This window comes from Mucilaginibacter jinjuensis (assembly GCF_028596025.1).
GTDB classification, from domain to species: domain Bacteria; phylum Bacteroidota; class Bacteroidia; order Sphingobacteriales; family Sphingobacteriaceae; genus Mucilaginibacter; species Mucilaginibacter jinjuensis.
Map to the genome: position 1 here is coordinate 5,825,907 of NZ_CP117167.1, position 18,165 is coordinate 5,844,071.

An 18,165-nucleotide genomic window follows, 5' to 3' on the forward strand; every position below is an offset into this window, starting at 1 on the left:
AAAGGATTACTTTTTATTTTGAGCTGATTGCTGGGTTGCAGTTTGATCTTGTACCATGTTGTTGTACGAATCGGCAACTACGTAAGCTGCATCCTCAATATCATCGCAAGTATATAACTGGCGACGGCGTGGAGCACCTGCACGTTGTGTTGCAGAACCTGCATTTTTAGCCTGCAGCATTTTTTGGATAATGCGGCCTTCTTCTGCCTTCATTTCTTTTTGGCGGGCTGCATCTTTTTCGTAATCCCAGTAAGGCACACCGTCAACATAAGTTTTTTCGGCTACTGCGTAAATTGAAAGCGGATCTGCTGACCATAATACTAAATCGGCATCTTTACCGGCTTTGATACTGCCTACACGGCCATCAATGTGCAGCATTTTAGCAGGGTTAAGGGTAACCAGTTTCAATGCTTCTTCTTCACTCATTTTACCATAAGTTACCGATTTACCGGCTTCCTGGTTTAAGCGGCGGGCCATTTCAGCATCATCAGAGTTGATGGCAACTGTTAAACCTTCAGAATTCATGATGTTGGCATTGTAAGGGATAGCATCTTGTACCTCCATTTTGTAAGCCCACCAGTCAGAGAAGGTAGAAGCAGCAATACCGCGAGCTTTCATCTTGTCGGCAACTTTGTAACCCTCCAGAATGTGGGTAAAAGTGTTGATCTTGAAGCCCAGGCTATCTGCCACGTGCATCAGCATGTTAATTTCTGATTGTACGTAAGAGTGGCAGGTAATGTGGCGGGTATCGTCCAGAATTTCAGCCAAAGCCTCTAATTCTAAATCGCGGCGAACGTTGTTCCCTTTTACAGCGCGTGCAGCTTTGTATTCTTTAGCACGGGTAAAGGCATCAACATAAACCTGCTCAACGCCCATACGGGTTTGCGGGAAACGCACGTTAGGGTTACCGAATTGCTGCTGAGAGTTACTTTGTTTTACGTTTTCGCCCAATGCAAATTTGATGAACTGCGGAGCGCCTTCAAACTTCATTTGCTCTGGCGTAACGCCCCAGCGGTGTTTGATGATATAGGTTTGGCCACCAATTGGGTTAGCCGAACCATGCAGGATGTGTGAGATAGTAACACCACCAGCCAACTGACGGTATAAGTTAACATCGGTAGCATCTAACACGTCGCCGATACGTACTTCTGAAGTTACAGCTTGTGTACCTTCGTTAATACCACCGGTTGCTGCAATGTGCGAGTGCTCATCAATAATACCTGGCGCTAAGTGCTTGCCGGTAGCATCAATAACTTTAGCTGTACCCGCTGGCAGGTTTTTACCAATCGCTTTAATTTTACCACCTTCAATTAATACGTCGGTATTTTTAAGGATACCGTCTTTCTCGTTAGTCCAAACGGTAGCGTTTTTAAATAAGGTTGCTTCTGCTTTAGGTACTTCAACATAACCGTAAGCAGCAAAAGGATAAACAACCGGGCCAACTGGCGAAGGTGTTGCAGGCTGACGAGGGCCGCCTTGCTGACCGCCACCTTGTCCACCACGAGCAAAACCACCACCGGCAGGTGCAGCCGGAGCCGGGCCTGTGTAAGCAGCAGTCCATTTAAATTCTGTGCCATCTGGTGCTGTACCTGTACCGCTTAAAGTAATAGGCGATACAGAAGCGATATATCCGCTTAAGCGAACAGTACCGTTAGGCTGGCGAGAGTTAAAGTAGATACCTACCAGATCACCTGTACGGGTAATTGTACCTGGGGTACGTGTGCTATCCGGACCAAAAGCTACAGTATAAGTACCAGGGGTACCGCTGATAGCCAGGCTGCCGTTTGATACATCGCTTTTGAAAGCATAAGTACCACGCAGATCTGTCACATCCATTTTGCTTACTACAAACTGGCGGCCTTCAGACCATGTTTCGTAAATTACGTTATCTGCCTTAAACAGGTTATCAGAAGTAATAATGAAGTTAGCCTGTTTGCCTTTTGCAAGCGTACCCACTTTATCAGATACACCCAGCATTTCGGCAGGGGTTTCGGTTAAAGCAACTAAAGCTTGTTTCTCGGTTAAACCGTTGGTGATTGCAGTACGCAGGTTAGTCCAGAAATCTTTAGAGCTGGTTAAGCCGTAAGAAGTAATAGCGAATTTAATGCCTGCTTTTTCCAGAGCTGCCGGGTTGGTTGGGGCCAGCTCCCAGTCTTTCAATTGCTCGTAAGAAATGCTGCGGGCATCCAATGGATCTTCCACATCAAAAGGCTGGGCAAAAGTAAGCGGGATAATAAAGCTGCTGCCTGTTGCTTTTATAGCAGCAATGTTCTGGTATTCTTTACCATCAGATTTAATGATGTATTGTTTACCGAATTCTTTAGCAATTTTATCGGCACGCAAAACACTCTGCATATCTGTTACCTCAAAAACCTGAGGTAATGCCTGTGTACGGTTAAACTCATTTAAAGAGATGTTATACTCTGTTTTTTGAGTTTTGTACCATGCAGCATCCAGGTAAGTTTGGCGGATTAAAGCAATAGTACCCATTAGTGATGATGGGTAGTTGGTAGCAGCAGTACCCTTGCTGAAAGAGTAGTTAGCTGTTGCCTGATCGTTAATAAAAACGAGGTTGTCGCGCTCGTCGCTCAGTGCAACAACAGCCGATGTACCACGGGCAATACCATCGCGAATTAATGCGTTAACCGCAGCAAAACCATTACGTTTTAATTCTTCGGCAGCTGTAGCGTTAACGTGGAAAATAGTTTTAGCGTTTACATCCGGGCGGATGGCTTCGTTCCAGCCGAAAGCGCCTGGTTTGGTAGATACCGGAACCGATACACGCGGGCCGCCAAAGTTAAAGGCAGCAGTTTGGCGGGGGGCTTCGGGCATACCGTAGCTGCTGTAAGCATCAACCAGACCGGGATAAATGTATTTGCCTTTCAAATCTACTGTTACGTAGCCTTTAGGTACGGCTATACCTGCACCAACGGCCTCAATCACCCTGTCTTTTACCAGCAAGGTAGCGTTGGTTAATGTTTGCTCTCCATTAACCACAATAGTGGCATTGGTAAAAGCGTATTGCCCCGGCCTAACATCCCATGCACCATTAACCGGAAAGGTTTCTTGCGCGCGGGTGAGTTGAACGACCAAAAGAGCAAAACAGAAAAGTAAAATTTTTTTCATTTGCAATTTGTTTGTTTAGTTAAGTTTAATCGCTCTAAATTATTTAACATTTCGCTCAAACTATCATAATATTACCTTGATAATACATTTGTTACACGCTAATTTTAGATTTTAGCCCTTCAATTTTATTGTATCTTCGCAAAAACTAATTTAAAAAGCATGAACGCCTATACTATTTTTAAGTATATCCACTCTGGGTTAAGGTTTATCGTTGTAATCCTGTTATTATGGGCCATCATCCAGTCGTTAGCTGGTTGGTTTGGTAAAAAAAGTTACACAGAAGGCAACCGCAAGGTTAATTTATTTGCTATGATCTCGGCACACACTCAATTGTTGTTCGGTATCGTGCTTTATTTTTTAAGCCCGTTTGTACAGTTTGGTGCCAACACTATGAAAGATGCCACCACCCGTTACTGGACGGTTGAACACATCAGTATGATGATCATCGCTTTGGTGGTTATTACCATCGGCCATGCTAAATCGAAACGAGCTAACACCCCTGAGGCTAAGCACAAAACGATTGCAATTTTCTATATAATAGCGGTTATTATTGTTGTAGTGGCACTTTCTGCCGGGCACGTACCTTTGCTGGGAATGTCGGCCTAAAGAATTTAACATTATTTTAACAAAATAATTTGCACATTCAAATAAATATATAATATTTGTTTTCCCAACATGATCAAAATCACCTTCATAACCAAAAGCTGGTGGCACCGTAAAACTACGATAGCCGGAGGAGATTATTGATTAGACTTTACTAAACAATTGTAAACCTGATATTAGCCCGGCAGCAACCTCTGCCGGGTTTTTTATTTTAAAATATTACGAAAAACATAAAAATGAACAAGCACACCATACAAACAACTTACAAAAAGCTACTGGCCGATACGACGACGCCTGTAAGCATCTTTTTAAGATTGCGCGATGTTTTCCCCAACTCGTTACTGCTGGAAAGCTCTGACTACCACAGCCGCGAGAACAGCATGAGCTATGTTTGCTGCGAACCCATTGCAGGCCTCGTTTTAACCGACGGCCAACTTAAAAAGAAATACCCCAACGGTACACACGTTAACCTAGAAGCCGGGCAGTTTGACCTGGTGACCGAGGTGGATCAGTTTCTGAAAGATTTTGAAGTGAACGATCCGGGGTTGAAGATTATCTCGAACGGTTTATTCGGTTACTTTACCCATGAGGTAGTAGAGCACTTCGAAACCATCAAACTAAAAAAGGATGCGGATGATTACCGGAAGATCCCGACCATGCAGTATCATATCTATAAGTACATTATCGCGATTGATCACTTTAAGAATGAGCTGTATATCTTCAACAACCAAACTGCGGATGATACTACAACCGATGGTTTAGAAAAACTGGAATATCTGATCAAGAATAAAAACTTCCCCGAATACCATTTCCAACTGAACGGTGAAGAAGAATCGAACCTAACCGACCAGCAGTTTATGGATACGGTTGATAAGATGAAGCAGCATATCTTCCGCGGCGATGTGTTCCAGATTGTACCATCAAGAGCATTCTCCCGTCAGTTTTTGGGTGATGAATTTAACGTGTACCGCGCATTGCGTTCTATCAACCCATCACCTTACTTATTCTATTTTGATTATGGCGATTTCCGCATCTTCGGTTCATCGCCCGAGGCGCAGATCACTATTAAAAATCGCGTAGCCAGCATCTACCCAATTGCCGGCACTTTTAAACGTACAGGCGATGACGAAAAAGATGCAGCCCTGGCCCGCAACCTGGAGAACGATCCTAAAGAATCGGCGGAGCACGTTATGCTGGTTGATTTAGCCCGTAACGATTTAAGTCGCCATTGTACGCAGGTATCTGTTAAGGCGTTTAAAGAAGTGCAGTATTATTCGCACGTAATTCACCTGGTTTCGCACGTTACCGGCAGATTGCATGATGGCGTATCATCCTTCAAAATTGTGGCCGATACTTTCCCGGCAGGCACGTTGAGCGGTGCGCCAAAGTTCCGCGCGATGGAAATTATTGATGCCAACGAAAACATCAAACGCAGTTTTTACAGCGGTGCGATTGGCTTTATCGGTTTTAACGGCGACTTTAACCATGCCATCATGATCCGCTCGTTCTTAAGCAAAAACAACACGTTGCATTACCAGGCTGGTGCAGGCATCGTAGCAGATTCGGTACCGCAAATGGAGTTAAACGAAGTAGGTAATAAAATAGCTGCACTGCACAAAGCGTTGTTACTGGCAGAAGAACTATAGGACGGACAAAAGACTTTAGGATAAAGGACAAAAGACATTAAGAAAATGGAAACTCAAAATACAACTACCAACTCCCCCTTCAGGGGGTCGGGGGGTAAAATTCTAATAATAGATAACTACGATTCTTTCACCTACAACCTGGTGCATTTGGTTAACGAACTTGGCCTGGAGTGCGAGGTTTGGAGAAACGACCAGTTTAAGCTGGAAGACGTAGCACAGTTTGATAAGATCATCCTGTCGCCGGGGCCGGGTATACCCTCGGAAGCTGGTTTACTGCTGGATGTGATTAAAGAATATGCATCGAAGAAAAGTATCTTTGGCGTGTGCTTGGGCCAGCAGGCCATTGCCGAGGCTTTTGGCGGTACGCTGCACAATCTGAGCCGACCGATGCATGGCATTGCCACACCAATTAAGGTGGTTGATGCAAACGAAGAATTATTCATCGACCTGCCCGAACACATCAACGTTGGCCGTTACCACTCGTGGGTTGTTGCGCCAAAAGATTTGCCTTCGGATCTGGTAGTTACTGCAATCGACGAGAAAGATCAATCTATTATGGCACTGCGCCATAAGGATTATGATGTTCGCGGCGTACAGTTTCACCCGGAGTCTGTATTGACGGAATACGGTAAGGAGATGATGAAGAACTGGTTAAAAGGATAACCCCAATTATGTCATTGCGAGGTACGAAGCAATCTCGTAGCTATGCAAATCGAATATACTTGCGACGAGATTGCCACGCTATCGCTCGCAATGACAAGCTAATTAGTTATGACCATACTTGATAAAATAGTCGCTCATAAAAAAACTGAGGTAGAAGTTGCTAAGGCACTACGCTCTTATAAAGAACTGGAAGAGTCGTCGTTGTTTACACGCCAGCCCTATTCATTAAACCAGTTTCTGCTCGACCCTATGCGGACGGGTATTATTGCTGAGTTTAAACGCAAATCGCCCTCAAAAGGGGTTATTAACGATAAGGTAAAAGTTGAAGATGTAACTACCGGCTATAACACTGCGGGCGCATCTGCTCTATCCATCTTAACCGATCATGATTTCTTTATGGGTCATGAGGATGATCTGATGGCTGCACGCCAGGTAAATAGCATCCCGTTATTGCGCAAGGATTTTATGATCGATGAATACCAGATCATCGAAGCCAAAGCTATCGGTGCAGATATTATTTTGCTGATTGCCGCGATATTAACGCCGGTGCAGATTAAGCAATATGCCGAATTGGCCAAAAGCTTAGGATTAAGCGTGTTACTCGAGGTACATAACCTCGAAGAATTGCAGCGCAGTATTGATCCTAACCTGAGCGCAATAGGTGTAAACAACCGCAACCTGGCCGATTTTACAGTTTCGGTAGAAACCTCGTTTCAACTAGCCGAGCATATCCCGGAAGAATTTACCAAGGTATCTGAAAGCGCCATCAGCAACACACAGGTGATTAAAGAATTAAAACAGGCCGGATATAATGGTTTTTTAATTGGCGAGAATTTCATGAAGCAAGAAAATCCGGGCGAGGCAATGGCTGAGTTTGTGAAAGGACTATAAAAGCCCCCCAGCCCCCTAAAGGGGGAGCAGGAACATGACAAAGTTGCCGCCGTACTGATTTTATTCCCCCTTTAGGGGGTTAGGGGGCATAGTTAGGCTTTTTGGCATTTCTATTGTTATATTTATATTAATGAAGCAAAAATTTTATGATACTGCTGTGAAGCAGGAAAAAGCTGTGTTGGTGGGTGTAGTTACACCCAATGTAACCGACGAGCAGCAGAAAGAATACTTAGAAGAGCTGCAATTTTTGGTGGAGACCGCCGGTGGAGAGACCGTGAAGTGGTTTACCCAAAAACTGCAAAGGCCAGAGCGTGCCACATTTGTAGGTACCGGTAAGCTGGAAGAAATAAAAGAATACGTTGTTGCCGAAGAGATTGATATGGTGGTTTTTGATGACGAGCTTTCGCCATCGCAGCTGCGTAATATTGAACGCGAACTCGGTGTTAAAATACTGGATCGTAATAACTTAATCCTCGACATATTTGCAGGTCGCGCACAAACGGCGCAGGCAAAATCGCAGGTGGAACTGGCCCAGCTACAATATTTACTGCCACGATTAACCCGTTTATGGACCCACTTGGAGCGCCAAAAAGGTGGTATCGGTATGCGTGGACCGGGTGAGTCGCAGATTGAGACGGACAGACGTTTGATCCTGAACAAGATCTCTTTGTTGAAGGATAAACTGAAGTTGATAGACCGGCAGAACGAAACGCAGCGTAAAAACCGTAACCAGATGGTGCGTGTGGCATTGGTAGGTTATACCAACGTTGGTAAATCAACCATCATGAACATGATCTCCAAATCTGATGTGTTTGCCGAGAATAAGCTGTTCGCAACATTGGATACTACAGTGCGTAAAGTGGTAATTGAGAATTTACCTTTCCTGCTTTCAGACACGGTTGGATTTATTCGCAAATTACCTCACCATTTGGTAGAGTGCTTTAAATCTACCCTGGATGAAGTTCGCGAAGCTGATATTTTAGTGCACGTGGTGGATGTTTCGCATCCTAACTTTGAAGACCAGATCCGCACGGTAAACGAAACTTTGAAAGAGCTTGGCGCGATAGATAAGCAGATGATCACCGTTTTCAACAAGATAGATGCTTATCAACCCATCCAAGTCCACCCAGAGGATGATGCACATGTGTTAACACTCGAAGAGTTTAAAAACAGCTGGATGGCTAATAATAACAGCCCGGCTATATTTATCTCGGCTTTGAAAAAAGAAAATGTAGATGAATTCAGAAAATTATTGTACGATCATATCCTGGCGATACATAGCGTGAGGTATCCTTACGATCACTTGCTCTATTAGCCCCCCGGCCCCCTAAAGGGGGAGTAGGAGAATCAAGAGTCGAGAATCGGGAATCAAGACAATTTAAAAGGAGAAAGGCGATTGTGATACGATCGCCTTTCTCTGTTTTATAAACTCTTCTAACAAAAAACGCAGCACCAAAAAATCGGTACTGCGTTAAAAAAATAAATCACAATTATCTTTTACAAGCGTGGGCCTGGCGGATGAGGCGGCGGCGGTGGCAAGTGTATGCGTAATGTACTATGGTGGCGAGGTGCGTAATGATGCCTCACATAACGACGATGAAAACGTGGCGCCGGCGGCCTTGGCGGCGGTGGGGGCAACTGAAAAGTTGCTGCAGTGCTTGCCGATACTTCCTTAACAGAAGCAGCCTCCGCAAAGCTAATGCTCATGGCGGTTAAGGCGGTGGCTATAATTATTTTATTGAACTTCATGATCTGTACTAATACTATATGTATTTAGTACTATAACGTTATTTCGAAGTTTTGGTTTTGCGTTGCGGAGAAAAGATAATGGACGGAAGGACAAAGGACACTTTATAAAGATTAAGGATTTGGGGACAAAGGAATAAAGATTGCTGAGCAACAGACTACTTTTCGTCGTTCTGTCCTTTTCAAGTCTTTTCTCTTTTCTCCTAAAATCCTTCCGTCCCTAATTATTTGTTTTTCTTTTTGGTCTTTGGCTCAGTGCCTTGCCACATCGTACGATAATCTAACGATGTACCGCCTGTATCTGTACTTGTTGTTGGCGTAACTGTGGTTTTAGGTTTGGCGGCAGTAGCGGTTGTCTCTTTCTTCTTTTTTACCGTTTTGGTTTCGTAGGGCGCGCCTATGGTGCGGTAATCTAAAGTAGTGCCGGTTTTGGCTTTGGTTTTGGTTTTTTCTTCAAATAGCTGGGCATATAAAAAATCGGCAGCAAATTGGCTGGCCTGGGTCCAGCGTTCCTGTGTTTCTTTATCGGCGGAAAAAATCGGATTAAAATGTTTTTGCAATTCGTGCGAATAACCTTCGAATGATTTTATAGCGTTCGGGATCTTCTGCTCATCAGCCTTACGCTTAATCGCTATCGAACCATACATTGGTGTTCCTTTATGATCGGGATCAATAATGCCATCAGTACTGCCATACACGCTTACAATAGGTGTTTTAGCATTTTCGAGCCAATGGATATCAAATATCGCCCCCCAAAAGTTAACAACCGCAGCTACTTTGGTAAACTCGGTCGAGTGCAGATCTGCATCGCTTTTCGAGAGACCAACCTGTTCGCCCAGCTGCACATTATTGGTATATGCGGTTTGCAAAGCCATAATAGCGCCTGCCGAATTTCCGGCTAAAATTATTTTCGAGGTATCAATCCGGTATTTATCGGCATTGAGTTTAAAATAGGCGATGGCTTCTTTTAAATCCTGAATGGCATAGTATGAGCTTTTTTGCAGTTCGCTGGCGCTGATACCGAAGATGATAGTCTTTTTACTCAGCGTATAATTAATAGCTGCAGATACGTAGCCACGCTGTGCAAATTCTTTGCTCCACAATTTAATGCCTTTGTCGTTCTTAGAACCTGTTCTGAAACCGCCGCCGTGCATCCATATAATCAACGGGCGTTTTTTGGCATTATCATCATGTGGCTGGTAAATATCAAACAGGTGTGCTTTTTTATCAGAGCTGTTGGCGTAGTTAATATTCTCGTCGATAGTTACGTCTTTAAACAGCATATCTTTATACCTGTGCTGTGTGGTTTGGGCATAGGTACTCATGGTAAGTAGAAATGCAGCACCGGTTAAAAATTTTCTGATCAACATAATTCCTGTAAAAAAATAGAATATATACGTTACAAAATTGCTTCGTAGTTGTTGCAGTATCGGCCAATAATACAGCTTTTGGCTTTTTTACTACATTTGAATTTTGAAGATGCAAGATAATAAAAAATGATTGCAGGATTAGGGACAGATTTGGTAGAAGTGGAACGAATTGCTGCAGCGATGGAAAAGCAGGCGGGTTTTCGTGAAATGATATTCTCGGCCACCGAAATTGCTTATTGCGAATCAAAAACAAACAAATACGAACATTATGCTGCCCGTTTTGCCGCCAAAGAAGCTTTTTTTAAAGCGCTTGGTACAGGCTGGCTTACCGGAACAGTGTTTAATGAGATTGAAATAGTTAATAATGAGGACGGGAAACCCGAAATATTTATCTCGGGCGAAACGGCCGATACCCTAAACCCCATGCGTATTACCAACATCATGGTATCACTTACACATGTAAAGGCAATGGCATCGGCAGTGGTAATTATAGAAAAATAAGGATGATACAACAGCAGGCCGACGAAGCCACCCTTGTACAGGAACAGAAATTACGCGAGTTATTAGTTTACCTTTCGCAGCATTCGCCGTTTTATAAAGATCTGTTTGCTCAGAACGAAATCGATATTAACGATATAAAAACCGTTGCCGATTTAACCCGCATACCCACCACCACCAAGGAAGACCTGCAACAGCGCAACCACGATTTTTTATGCGTACCTGCCGAGAAGGTGATTGAGTATACATCAACATCGGGCACATTAGGCGGCCCTGTTACCGTTGCCTTAACAGATAAAGATCTTGATCGCCTGGCCTTAAACGAGTACAACTCATTTTTAAGCGCCGGTGCTACCAAAGATGATTTGTTCCAGCTTATGCTCACGCTGGATAGGCAGTTTATGGCAGGCATGGCCTACTATTTAGGTTTACGCAAACTGGGGGCTGGCGCTATCCGCCTGGGGCCAGGTGTACCATCATTGCAATGGGAAACCATTAAGCGTTTAAAGCCTACGGCAATTGTAGCCGTACCATCCTTTATTTTAAAGCTGATTAAATACGCCAACGAGAATAACATTGATGTGAATGCATCATCTGTTAAAAAGGCAATTTGTATAGGCGAAAATATCCGGAATACAGATTCTTCGCTGAATATTTTAGGGAAGAAGATCACCGATTCCTGGAACATCAAATTGTATTCAACCTACGCATCAACCGAAATGCAAACCGCCTTTACTGAATGCGGCGAAGGTCACGGAGGGCACTATCAGTCCGATTTAATGATTGCCGAAATTTTGGATGATGACGAAAACCCGGTTGGTCCGTACACTGCCGGAGAGTTAACCATTACCACACTTGGTGTAGAAGGGATGCCGCTGCTCCGCTACAAAACAGGCGATATCTGCATGTACTTTGATGAGCCCTGCGCCTGCGGACGATCAAGCTGGAGGTTATCTCCTATTCTTGGCCGCAAAAAACAAATGATTAAGTTTAAAGGAACTACCCTTTATCCACCCGCCTTGTTTGATTTATTGAACGAGCGTGAGGAAATTGTGGACTATGTGGTAGAAGTTTACCCTAATGAAGTTGGGCTGGATGAAGTGCTATTACACATCGTCCCTTCCGTAATCAGTGAAGAGTGCGACCACCAAATCCGTGCTTATTTGCAAGCCCGCTTAAGAGTGAGCCCGCATATTAAATATATTACTGCCGAAGAGATTCAGAAAATGCAGTTTCCGGAAACGGTTAGGAAAGCGGTTAAGTTTATTGACAGGAGGATATAGGAGAGTCCGGGAGTCGGAAAGACAGGAAGTACGGAAGATTATTTGCGAATTTTTAACTTGCGCGCGTTTGCAACGCGTGCTTAACACTTCTAAGCGTTTGTAACGCCTTTATCCCGCGCCCGTCATTGCGAGGTACGAAGCAATCGCGAACTATACAAGGTGGCTCTGCAAGTCGGAGATTGCTTCGTACCTCGCAATGACGGGAGTTACATAAGTCTTGTTTCTTGTCTCTAGATTCTTGATTCTCTTACCTGCCTCTTGATTCTTGCTTCTCTTTTCCCCAACTTCGCTTCATGTCTAAAACATATATCATTAGCGGTGCGGGCACTGGTATTGGCCGTGCTATCGCTCAAAATCTGGCATCGGCAGGTAATCGTTGTGTATTATTGGGTCGCAGCCTCGATAAATTATTACAGACGCTAACTACGCTCGAAGGTACCAATCACCAGGTTTTGGTGGCCGATATTCGCGATAAAGCAAGTTTGGCTAATGCAGCCACACAACTGGGCGATGTTGCCGTTAACGGATTAATTGCCAACTCAGGCATCGGAGGCGAAAACTACTGGGGCGATGATGATCGCTGGGATGCTATTATTGATACCAACCTTACCGGTACATATAACTTTGTAAATACCTTTTTACCCAATCTGCGCAATGCAGATGCAGAAAAATATATTGTAATTACTTCATCGGTACTGGCACGTTTAGGCGTGCCTGATTATTCGGCCTACTGTGCTTCTAAGGCTGGCTTATTGGGGCTGATGCGTGTATGGGCCGCCCAATATGCCAAAGAAAACATTTTGGTGAATGCCATTTGCCCGGGCTGGGTTGATACAGACATGGCCCAAAGCGGCTTGCAAAGTATTGCCGACAGCATTGGTGTTACCAAACAGGAGTTTTATGACATAGCCATGCAAAGCGTACCCCTACGCCGCATGAGCGACCCTGAAGAAGTGGCTGACCTTGTAAATTACCTCGTTAACCAACGCTCGGTAACCGGGCAGGCTTTTGATATCAACGGTGGCGCTGTAATGAACAGTTAGAGCAGCGGCACCGTTATACTAAACGGTTCGGAATGCTCACTTTCATTTTTAATTCGATCAATGGCCGTTACTACGTAGATATATTTTTTACCTTTTTCGACAGTATTATCTAACAGCGCAGGGTCTGTATTGTATTTGATCAGCAGGATATGTGATGGATCATCGATGTCGATTTTCTCATCGCCATTAAAGCGGTAAACCACGTAGCCGAAGGTAGGCTCCAGATCTTTAGCCGGTGCAGGAGCCTGCCAGGTTAATAATACACCTTTCGGCCCGCTGGTTGCGGTTAATTGTTGCGGCGTATTTGGGGCGATAGAATCGCGCCACAGCATAATAGGCGGCAAGGCAGGATATTTATAAAAGTTTTGACGGAGCGAATCTGTAAAACCTATAAAATTACTGGTTAGCGAGTTCGAACTAAAATACACGCTCCCCTGTACACGGGGGTTGCCGCGTACATACCGTACCTGGTTAGGCAGTTCTCGCGGATTTTTAAATGCGGGCGAATGTGCTTCGGCCATGCGGTATGGCGCCTGACCTATGTATACATGGTGCCCGTTCGCATTATTACCCCACCAGTCAACCAGTTTATCAAATGCTGCTGCACGATTACCAATTTGCCAGTACACCTGCGGGTTAATATAATCAATCCATCCCTCACGGATCCACTTACGGGTATCAGCATAGTTTTCTGAGTATGATGGGCCTCCGTGTGTGTCAGAACCTTCTACATCCTCATCTTTATTACGCCACACACCACGCGGGCTTATACCCCATTTAAGGTTTGGCTTATACTTGTGGATACTATCGCCAACCATTTTAATCAGCTTATCTACGTTATCACGGCGCCAGGCACGGATGTCGGTAAAATCAGCACCGTATTCTTTAAAGGCATCAGCATCATGGATAGTTTGCCCGGCTATGAGGTATGGGTAAAAATAGTCGTCCATGTGAATGCCGTCTACATCGTAATTCTTCACAATGTCCAGTATCACCTGCACTATGTACTCACGCACTTCAGGCAATCCTGGATTAAACAGTTTTTGTCCTCCATAAATAAAGAACCACTCCGGGTGCGTTTTAGTGGGATGATTGGCTGCTATGTTGCTATAGTTGGCATCGGCAGTGGCACGGTATGGGTTAACCCAGGCATGCAGTTCCATGCCACGTTTGTGGGCTTCGGTAATGGCAAACTCTAAGGGATCGTAAAATGGATTTGGCGCTTGCCCCTGCTTACCCGTTAACCACCTCGACCAGGGTTCGCGGCTCTTGGCGTAAAAGGCATCGGCAGCAGGCCTCACCTGGAACATTACCGCATTCATATTGCTTTGCTGGTGAAAATCAAGGATCCGGATCAGCTGTTCTTTCTGCTTATCGCTGGTAAGGTTTACGCTGCTGGGCCAGTCAATGTTCATTACAGTGGCAACCCATACGCCTCTAAATTCGCGCTTGGGTGCTTTTTGTCTCACTTTTGCTGTATCTACCTGCGCTTGTGCCTGCGTAAAAAGCACCGCTGTAAGTAGTATAAAAATCAATCGTTTGCCTGTAAACATTATCCTATTTTTTTAAGAGCTGCAAAGATATAGAAACTTTATACAATGGGGTTTTAGTATTAAATGCAATAATTTGATGTATTTTGTGTTTTATGATATAGTATTTATTTTAAACTAAATACGGCAAATGGGGTTTCTGTTATAGTTAACAAGGCTTCAGTTAATATAATTTTTGTATTATCGCAAAACGTTGATGCGCAGTTTGCGATGCTGATAAACCAATTTTATAAACGGCATTAACACATTTATCACTTAAAGAGATACTTATGGAGAACCAATCGGGACAAAATTCAAATTCCAGAAAAAACTCAAACGTTATTTACTTTTTAATTGTGGTTGTAGTGGCTTTACTCGGCACGGATGTATACCTCTACTACCAAAAAAGAGGTACCGACGAAAAAGTTGTATACCAAAACGATGAGAAAACACGCTTACAAACCGAGCTTGACAGTCTGGAAGCACAGATACAACAGGTAAACTCAAGCAAAACCAAAATGAATGCAGAGATGATCGCTAAAAACGATTCGTTGCAAACCAAAATTAAATATCTGCGCGTACAACTGGCAAAAGGCAAGCTAACCGCGGCAGAATTAGCCAAAGCACAGGAAGATGTAAAACAGTTACGCTATTTTGTAACCAAATACACCGCCGACCTGGAAGAGCTGAAAAAACAAAATGCCAGCCTGACATCAGAAAGAGATACACTTAAAACTAACCTGGCTACCGTAAGTACAAAGGCGACTACGCTGGAAACAGAGAACAAAGACCTGAGTACAAAAGTACAGGTAGGTTCGGCATTAAAAACTTCGAGCTTAAGTGCTGTATCTTATAAAGTAAAAGACAATGGCAAAGAATCAACCAATGAAAAAGCTAAAAACGTTAAGAAATTAAAGCTCACTTTCACTGTTGTTAATAATACAATTGCAACGCAGGGCATGCACGATATTTATGTACGTGTAATTGACCCGGCCGGCAATTTAATAACACAGGATGATTCGGGTACTTTTAGTTCTGATGGACAGGATCTGCAGTTTACCTACAAAACTTCTATCGAGTATAAAAATGACGATACCAGTTATACAATTGACTGGGTAAATCCAACACCTTTCCAAAAAGGAGCTTATACCGTAATTTTATATGCCGATGGCTTTACTATGGGTAAAACCACTGTAACATTAAAATAATTTAATATTATATAAATAAGAAAGCCCTGCTGTAATTACAGCAGGGCTTTCTTATTTATAACTTTAGCTTATTAAAGCCTGGCACTTAATATTTGCCTCGACTCATGTGCCGTGACGTGCAGATTTTTTTTAAAGGTTAGGTGGCTATTCACCGCAGCATCGGGCAAGTGCCGATGGATAAAAACAGAGAGCCCCGTTAACGCAACAAATACGTAAACGAGCACAATTAATTGCTTATTCATTAGTTTATAATTAGGTAACACAATGTAATGAAAAAATTACATTCGCAAAAAAAATCGTAATTTTTTTTCACTCCTAATTAATGGCAGATGGGTTGATGTGTGGTACTTATACTATCAATTTATACCCTAAGCCCCGTATATTGATAATTTGGATTGTTGTATCGGTATGTAAATGTTTACGTAGTTTGGTAATAAACACATCCATGGTACGAACGTTAAACGGGGTATCATCTCCCCATAATTTTAATAGAGTGGCCTTGCGGTCGAGCAACTGATTTTTGTGTTGCGCCAATAAGTATAAAAGTTCACTCTCTTTGTGCGATAACTTAATGATTGACCCCTTGCTTATCAGTTCCTGCCGTTTAGGATAGAAACAAAATGCACCGATGTTAACCGATGTTTCCTTTGTATCGGTAGTGGTGTTTCGCCGCAGTAATTCATTAACACGCAAAATCAATTCTTCCAGGCTGAAAGGCTTTTTCAGGTAATCATTACCGCCGTTGCCGTAGCCTTCAACCACATCTTTATCCTGCGAACGGGCGGTTAAAAATAAAACGGGGGTTGTTTGGTTTATTTTACGAAACTCCTTTACAAAGGTAAAACCATCCATAAAGGGCATCATTACATCTACAATGCAAATATCAAAATTGGTTTTATAGATAGCCTGCAATCCCATTTGGCCATTATTTAAATGAGTAACACCAAACCCGCGACTTTGCAGCGTTTCTGTTACAATTTTGGCAAGTTGCAGCTCATCTTCAAGAAACAATACGCTGGCCGATTTCATGAGTAGCTAAAGGAAGTTTTATAGTAAATATAGTTGCCTTATTTGCACTTGTTAAGGTGAGGCTGCCACCATGTTGCTGCACCACAGTGCGGGCATAACTTAGCCCCAGGCCGTAACCTTTTACATTGTGTGTATTACCTGTTGAAACCCTGAAAAATTTCTCGAAAACCTTATCCGCATACTCTGCCGGGATACCAGGCCCGTCGTTGCAAAAATTGATATGCACCCAATCATTTATAACATTTACTTCGATACTAATTACAGGTTGTTCGCTCCCATATTTAATGGCATTATCAAGCAAGTTGGCCAATACATTGCCAATGTGTATAGTGTCGCCTGTAATATAAAGTTCTTCGGTAGGTAAGACTACATTAAGGGTTGCAGTTTTAGCCTGCAATTGCGGCTGGTATTGGTGAATGCAGTTTTTAATTGCGTCTGTTAAGCAGATCTGCTGCCGGTTAAAGCTGGCAATACCCTGATCGTTCAGGATACTTTTCAAAATCTGGTCAATCAAATTGGTGAGGTTAGATGCCTGGTAACGGATAATACCCAAGTATTCATCTGCCGAAGTTTTACTCAGGTTAAAATCCTGAATAGCTTCCGCAGCGACACTGATGGTGGCTACGGGTGTCTTCAATTCGTGGGTCATGTTGTTCACAAAATCATCTTTAAGCCGGGCCAGCTTTTTTTGCGACAGCATAGTTTTAACCGTGTAGGTATAACAGCCGATGGTAATAGCTACAAGTAGCAGCGAACTGATGATCACCCATTTCATCTTCCTGAAAAAGATAAGATTGGGGTTGATAAAATAAGCGTTGATACCTATTAATGGGTGATGGAATCCATATTTAAACCGCCGGGTGCTATAGTTGTAACCAGAGAGCGGCTCATTGGGTGTACTCCACTTTTTAAAAACGTACCGGGTAAATTTAAGGTCGAAATTGTCGTATATATCCCGTTTGCGTAACTCCTGCCGGTAAATACTTTCTAATCTTTTAATATTAAGCCGGTCATTTTTATAAACGGTTGATAAAAGATCACCTAATTTTTCGGTGTAATAATATGACGAGCCGTTTTTAAGATCGTTGGCTAAAAGGCTTTCGATGAATTTATCTATAAAGAATGCTTTGGCATCAGGCGTAATAGCCGTAATACGTTTTTTGTAATCGAACCCAATGTAAAACGGGCTGCGTTCTTCAACAGGGTGTTTATCCTGAAGAATAAACTGGGTACTTGCCGAACGGGCATCGTAATGGGCAGTAACCACAACCAAGTTGGTATCGGCAAGCCATGTTTTATACTGTGCGGCAAATTCATCGCGCCTAAGATCCATCAGGTGGTTTACAGCTTTATCAAGCGCATCATTAATATCACTCTTAAAAACACGTACACTGCTTTGGTAGGCCGCATAGTTCCAATAAAATTGCAAACCCAGCAAAAAGCCTGTACATAAAGTCATCAGGCCAATTACAAGGTTAATCCTTTTATTCATGATGCTGCAAAATAATCATAGGGAACGGCAAATAATCA

General features: G+C 43.2%; 16 protein-coding genes. 9 read left to right on the plus strand and 7 right to left on the minus strand.

The window, feature by feature from the left end; translation table 11 throughout:
• Positions 1-6: 6 nt before the first annotated feature.
• Positions 7-3,126, minus strand: coding sequence for an amidohydrolase family protein (locus tag PQO05_RS25205; RefSeq protein WP_273630250.1), 3,120 nt, complete (start codon positions 3,124-3,126; stop codon positions 7-9).
• A 159-nt stretch (positions 3,127-3,285) separates the two neighbouring features.
• Between PQO05_RS25205 and PQO05_RS25210 the strand changes: the two genes are divergently transcribed.
• The 5 genes from PQO05_RS25210 to hflX all read left to right on the plus strand — a co-directional run bounded on the left by PQO05_RS25210 (position 3,286) and on the right by hflX (position 8,244).
• Positions 3,286-3,732, plus strand: coding sequence for a cytochrome B (locus PQO05_RS25210; RefSeq protein WP_273630254.1), 447 nt, complete (start codon positions 3,286-3,288; stop codon positions 3,730-3,732).
• Between the two features lie 233 nt (positions 3,733-3,965).
• Complete coding sequence (locus PQO05_RS25215; protein WP_273630255.1) at positions 3,966-5,375, plus strand: anthranilate synthase component I family protein; 1,410 nt, start codon at positions 3,966-3,968, stop codon at positions 5,373-5,375.
• A 45-nt stretch (positions 5,376-5,420) separates the two neighbouring features.
• Positions 5,421-6,038, plus strand: coding sequence for an anthranilate synthase component II (locus PQO05_RS25220; protein WP_273630256.1), 618 nt, complete (start codon positions 5,421-5,423; stop codon positions 6,036-6,038).
• 108 nt (positions 6,039-6,146) lie between these two features.
• The gene (gene trpC / locus PQO05_RS25225; RefSeq protein WP_273630257.1) at positions 6,147-6,929 is read left to right on the plus strand and encodes an indole-3-glycerol phosphate synthase TrpC; all 783 of its coding nucleotides are present in this window, start codon (positions 6,147-6,149) and stop codon (positions 6,927-6,929) included.
• Positions 6,930-7,059: 130 nt separating this feature from the next.
• A complete protein-coding gene (hflX, locus tag PQO05_RS25230; protein ID WP_273630258.1) occupies positions 7,060-8,244 on the plus strand; it encodes a GTPase HflX in 1,185 nt (394 codons plus the stop codon).
• A 182-nt stretch (positions 8,245-8,426) separates the two neighbouring features.
• On the opposite strand, the gene PQO05_RS25235 is transcribed toward hflX, so the two are convergent.
• Complete coding sequence (locus tag PQO05_RS25235; protein ID WP_273630259.1) at positions 8,427-8,678, minus strand: hypothetical protein; 252 nt, start codon at positions 8,676-8,678, stop codon at positions 8,427-8,429.
• 221 nt (positions 8,679-8,899) lie between these two features.
• Entirely contained in the window at positions 8,900-10,045 is a 1,146-nt protein-coding gene (locus PQO05_RS25240) for an alpha/beta hydrolase (RefSeq protein WP_273630260.1), read from the minus strand.
• Between the two features lie 126 nt (positions 10,046-10,171).
• Here PQO05_RS25240 and acpS point away from each other — a divergent pair, with 126 nt between their 5' ends.
• The 3 genes from acpS (at position 10,172) to PQO05_RS25255 (ending at position 12,869) form a co-directional block, all read left to right on the plus strand.
• A complete protein-coding gene (acpS, locus tag PQO05_RS25245) occupies positions 10,172-10,546 on the plus strand; it encodes a holo-ACP synthase (protein ID WP_273630261.1) in 375 nt (124 codons plus the stop codon).
• Positions 10,547-10,548: 2 nt separating this feature from the next.
• The gene (gene flxY, locus PQO05_RS25250) at positions 10,549-11,826 is read left to right on the plus strand and encodes a flexirubin biosynthesis putative acyl-CoA ligase FlxY (protein ID WP_273630262.1); all 1,278 of its coding nucleotides are present in this window, start codon (positions 10,549-10,551) and stop codon (positions 11,824-11,826) included.
• Positions 11,827-12,119: 293 nt separating this feature from the next.
• The gene (locus PQO05_RS25255; RefSeq protein WP_273630263.1) at positions 12,120-12,869 is read left to right on the plus strand and encodes an SDR family NAD(P)-dependent oxidoreductase; all 750 of its coding nucleotides are present in this window, start codon (positions 12,120-12,122) and stop codon (positions 12,867-12,869) included.
• Here PQO05_RS25255 and PQO05_RS25260 read toward each other — a convergent pair.
• The gene (locus PQO05_RS25260) at positions 12,866-14,422 is read right to left on the minus strand and encodes a glycoside hydrolase family 10-like protein (protein WP_273630265.1); all 1,557 of its coding nucleotides are present in this window, start codon (positions 14,420-14,422) and stop codon (positions 12,866-12,868) included. The two genes, PQO05_RS25255 and PQO05_RS25260, sit on opposite strands and share 4 nt — an antisense overlap.
• A gap of 266 nt (positions 14,423-14,688) precedes the next feature.
• On the opposite strand from PQO05_RS25260, the gene PQO05_RS25265 reads away from it, so the two are divergent.
• Positions 14,689-15,606 carry a hypothetical protein gene (locus tag PQO05_RS25265; RefSeq protein ID WP_273630266.1) on the plus strand — a complete coding sequence of 306 codons (918 nt, stop codon included), beginning with the start codon at positions 14,689-14,691 and terminating at the stop codon, positions 15,604-15,606.
• A gap of 71 nt (positions 15,607-15,677) precedes the next feature.
• Here the strand turns inward: PQO05_RS25265 and PQO05_RS25270 are convergent, their stop codons facing one another.
• From PQO05_RS25270 to PQO05_RS25280, 3 genes are all read right to left on the minus strand, one after another.
• Complete coding sequence (locus tag PQO05_RS25270; protein ID WP_273630267.1) at positions 15,678-15,848, minus strand: hypothetical protein; 171 nt, start codon at positions 15,846-15,848, stop codon at positions 15,678-15,680.
• A gap of 106 nt (positions 15,849-15,954) precedes the next feature.
• The gene (locus PQO05_RS25275) at positions 15,955-16,635 is read right to left on the minus strand and encodes a response regulator transcription factor (RefSeq protein WP_273630268.1); all 681 of its coding nucleotides are present in this window, start codon (positions 16,633-16,635) and stop codon (positions 15,955-15,957) included.
• Positions 16,607-18,127, minus strand: coding sequence for a sensor histidine kinase (locus tag PQO05_RS25280; protein ID WP_273630269.1), 1,521 nt, complete (start codon positions 18,125-18,127; stop codon positions 16,607-16,609). Before PQO05_RS25280 ends, PQO05_RS25275 begins: the two co-directional genes overlap by 29 nt.
• Positions 18,128-18,165: the final 38 nt, after the last annotated feature.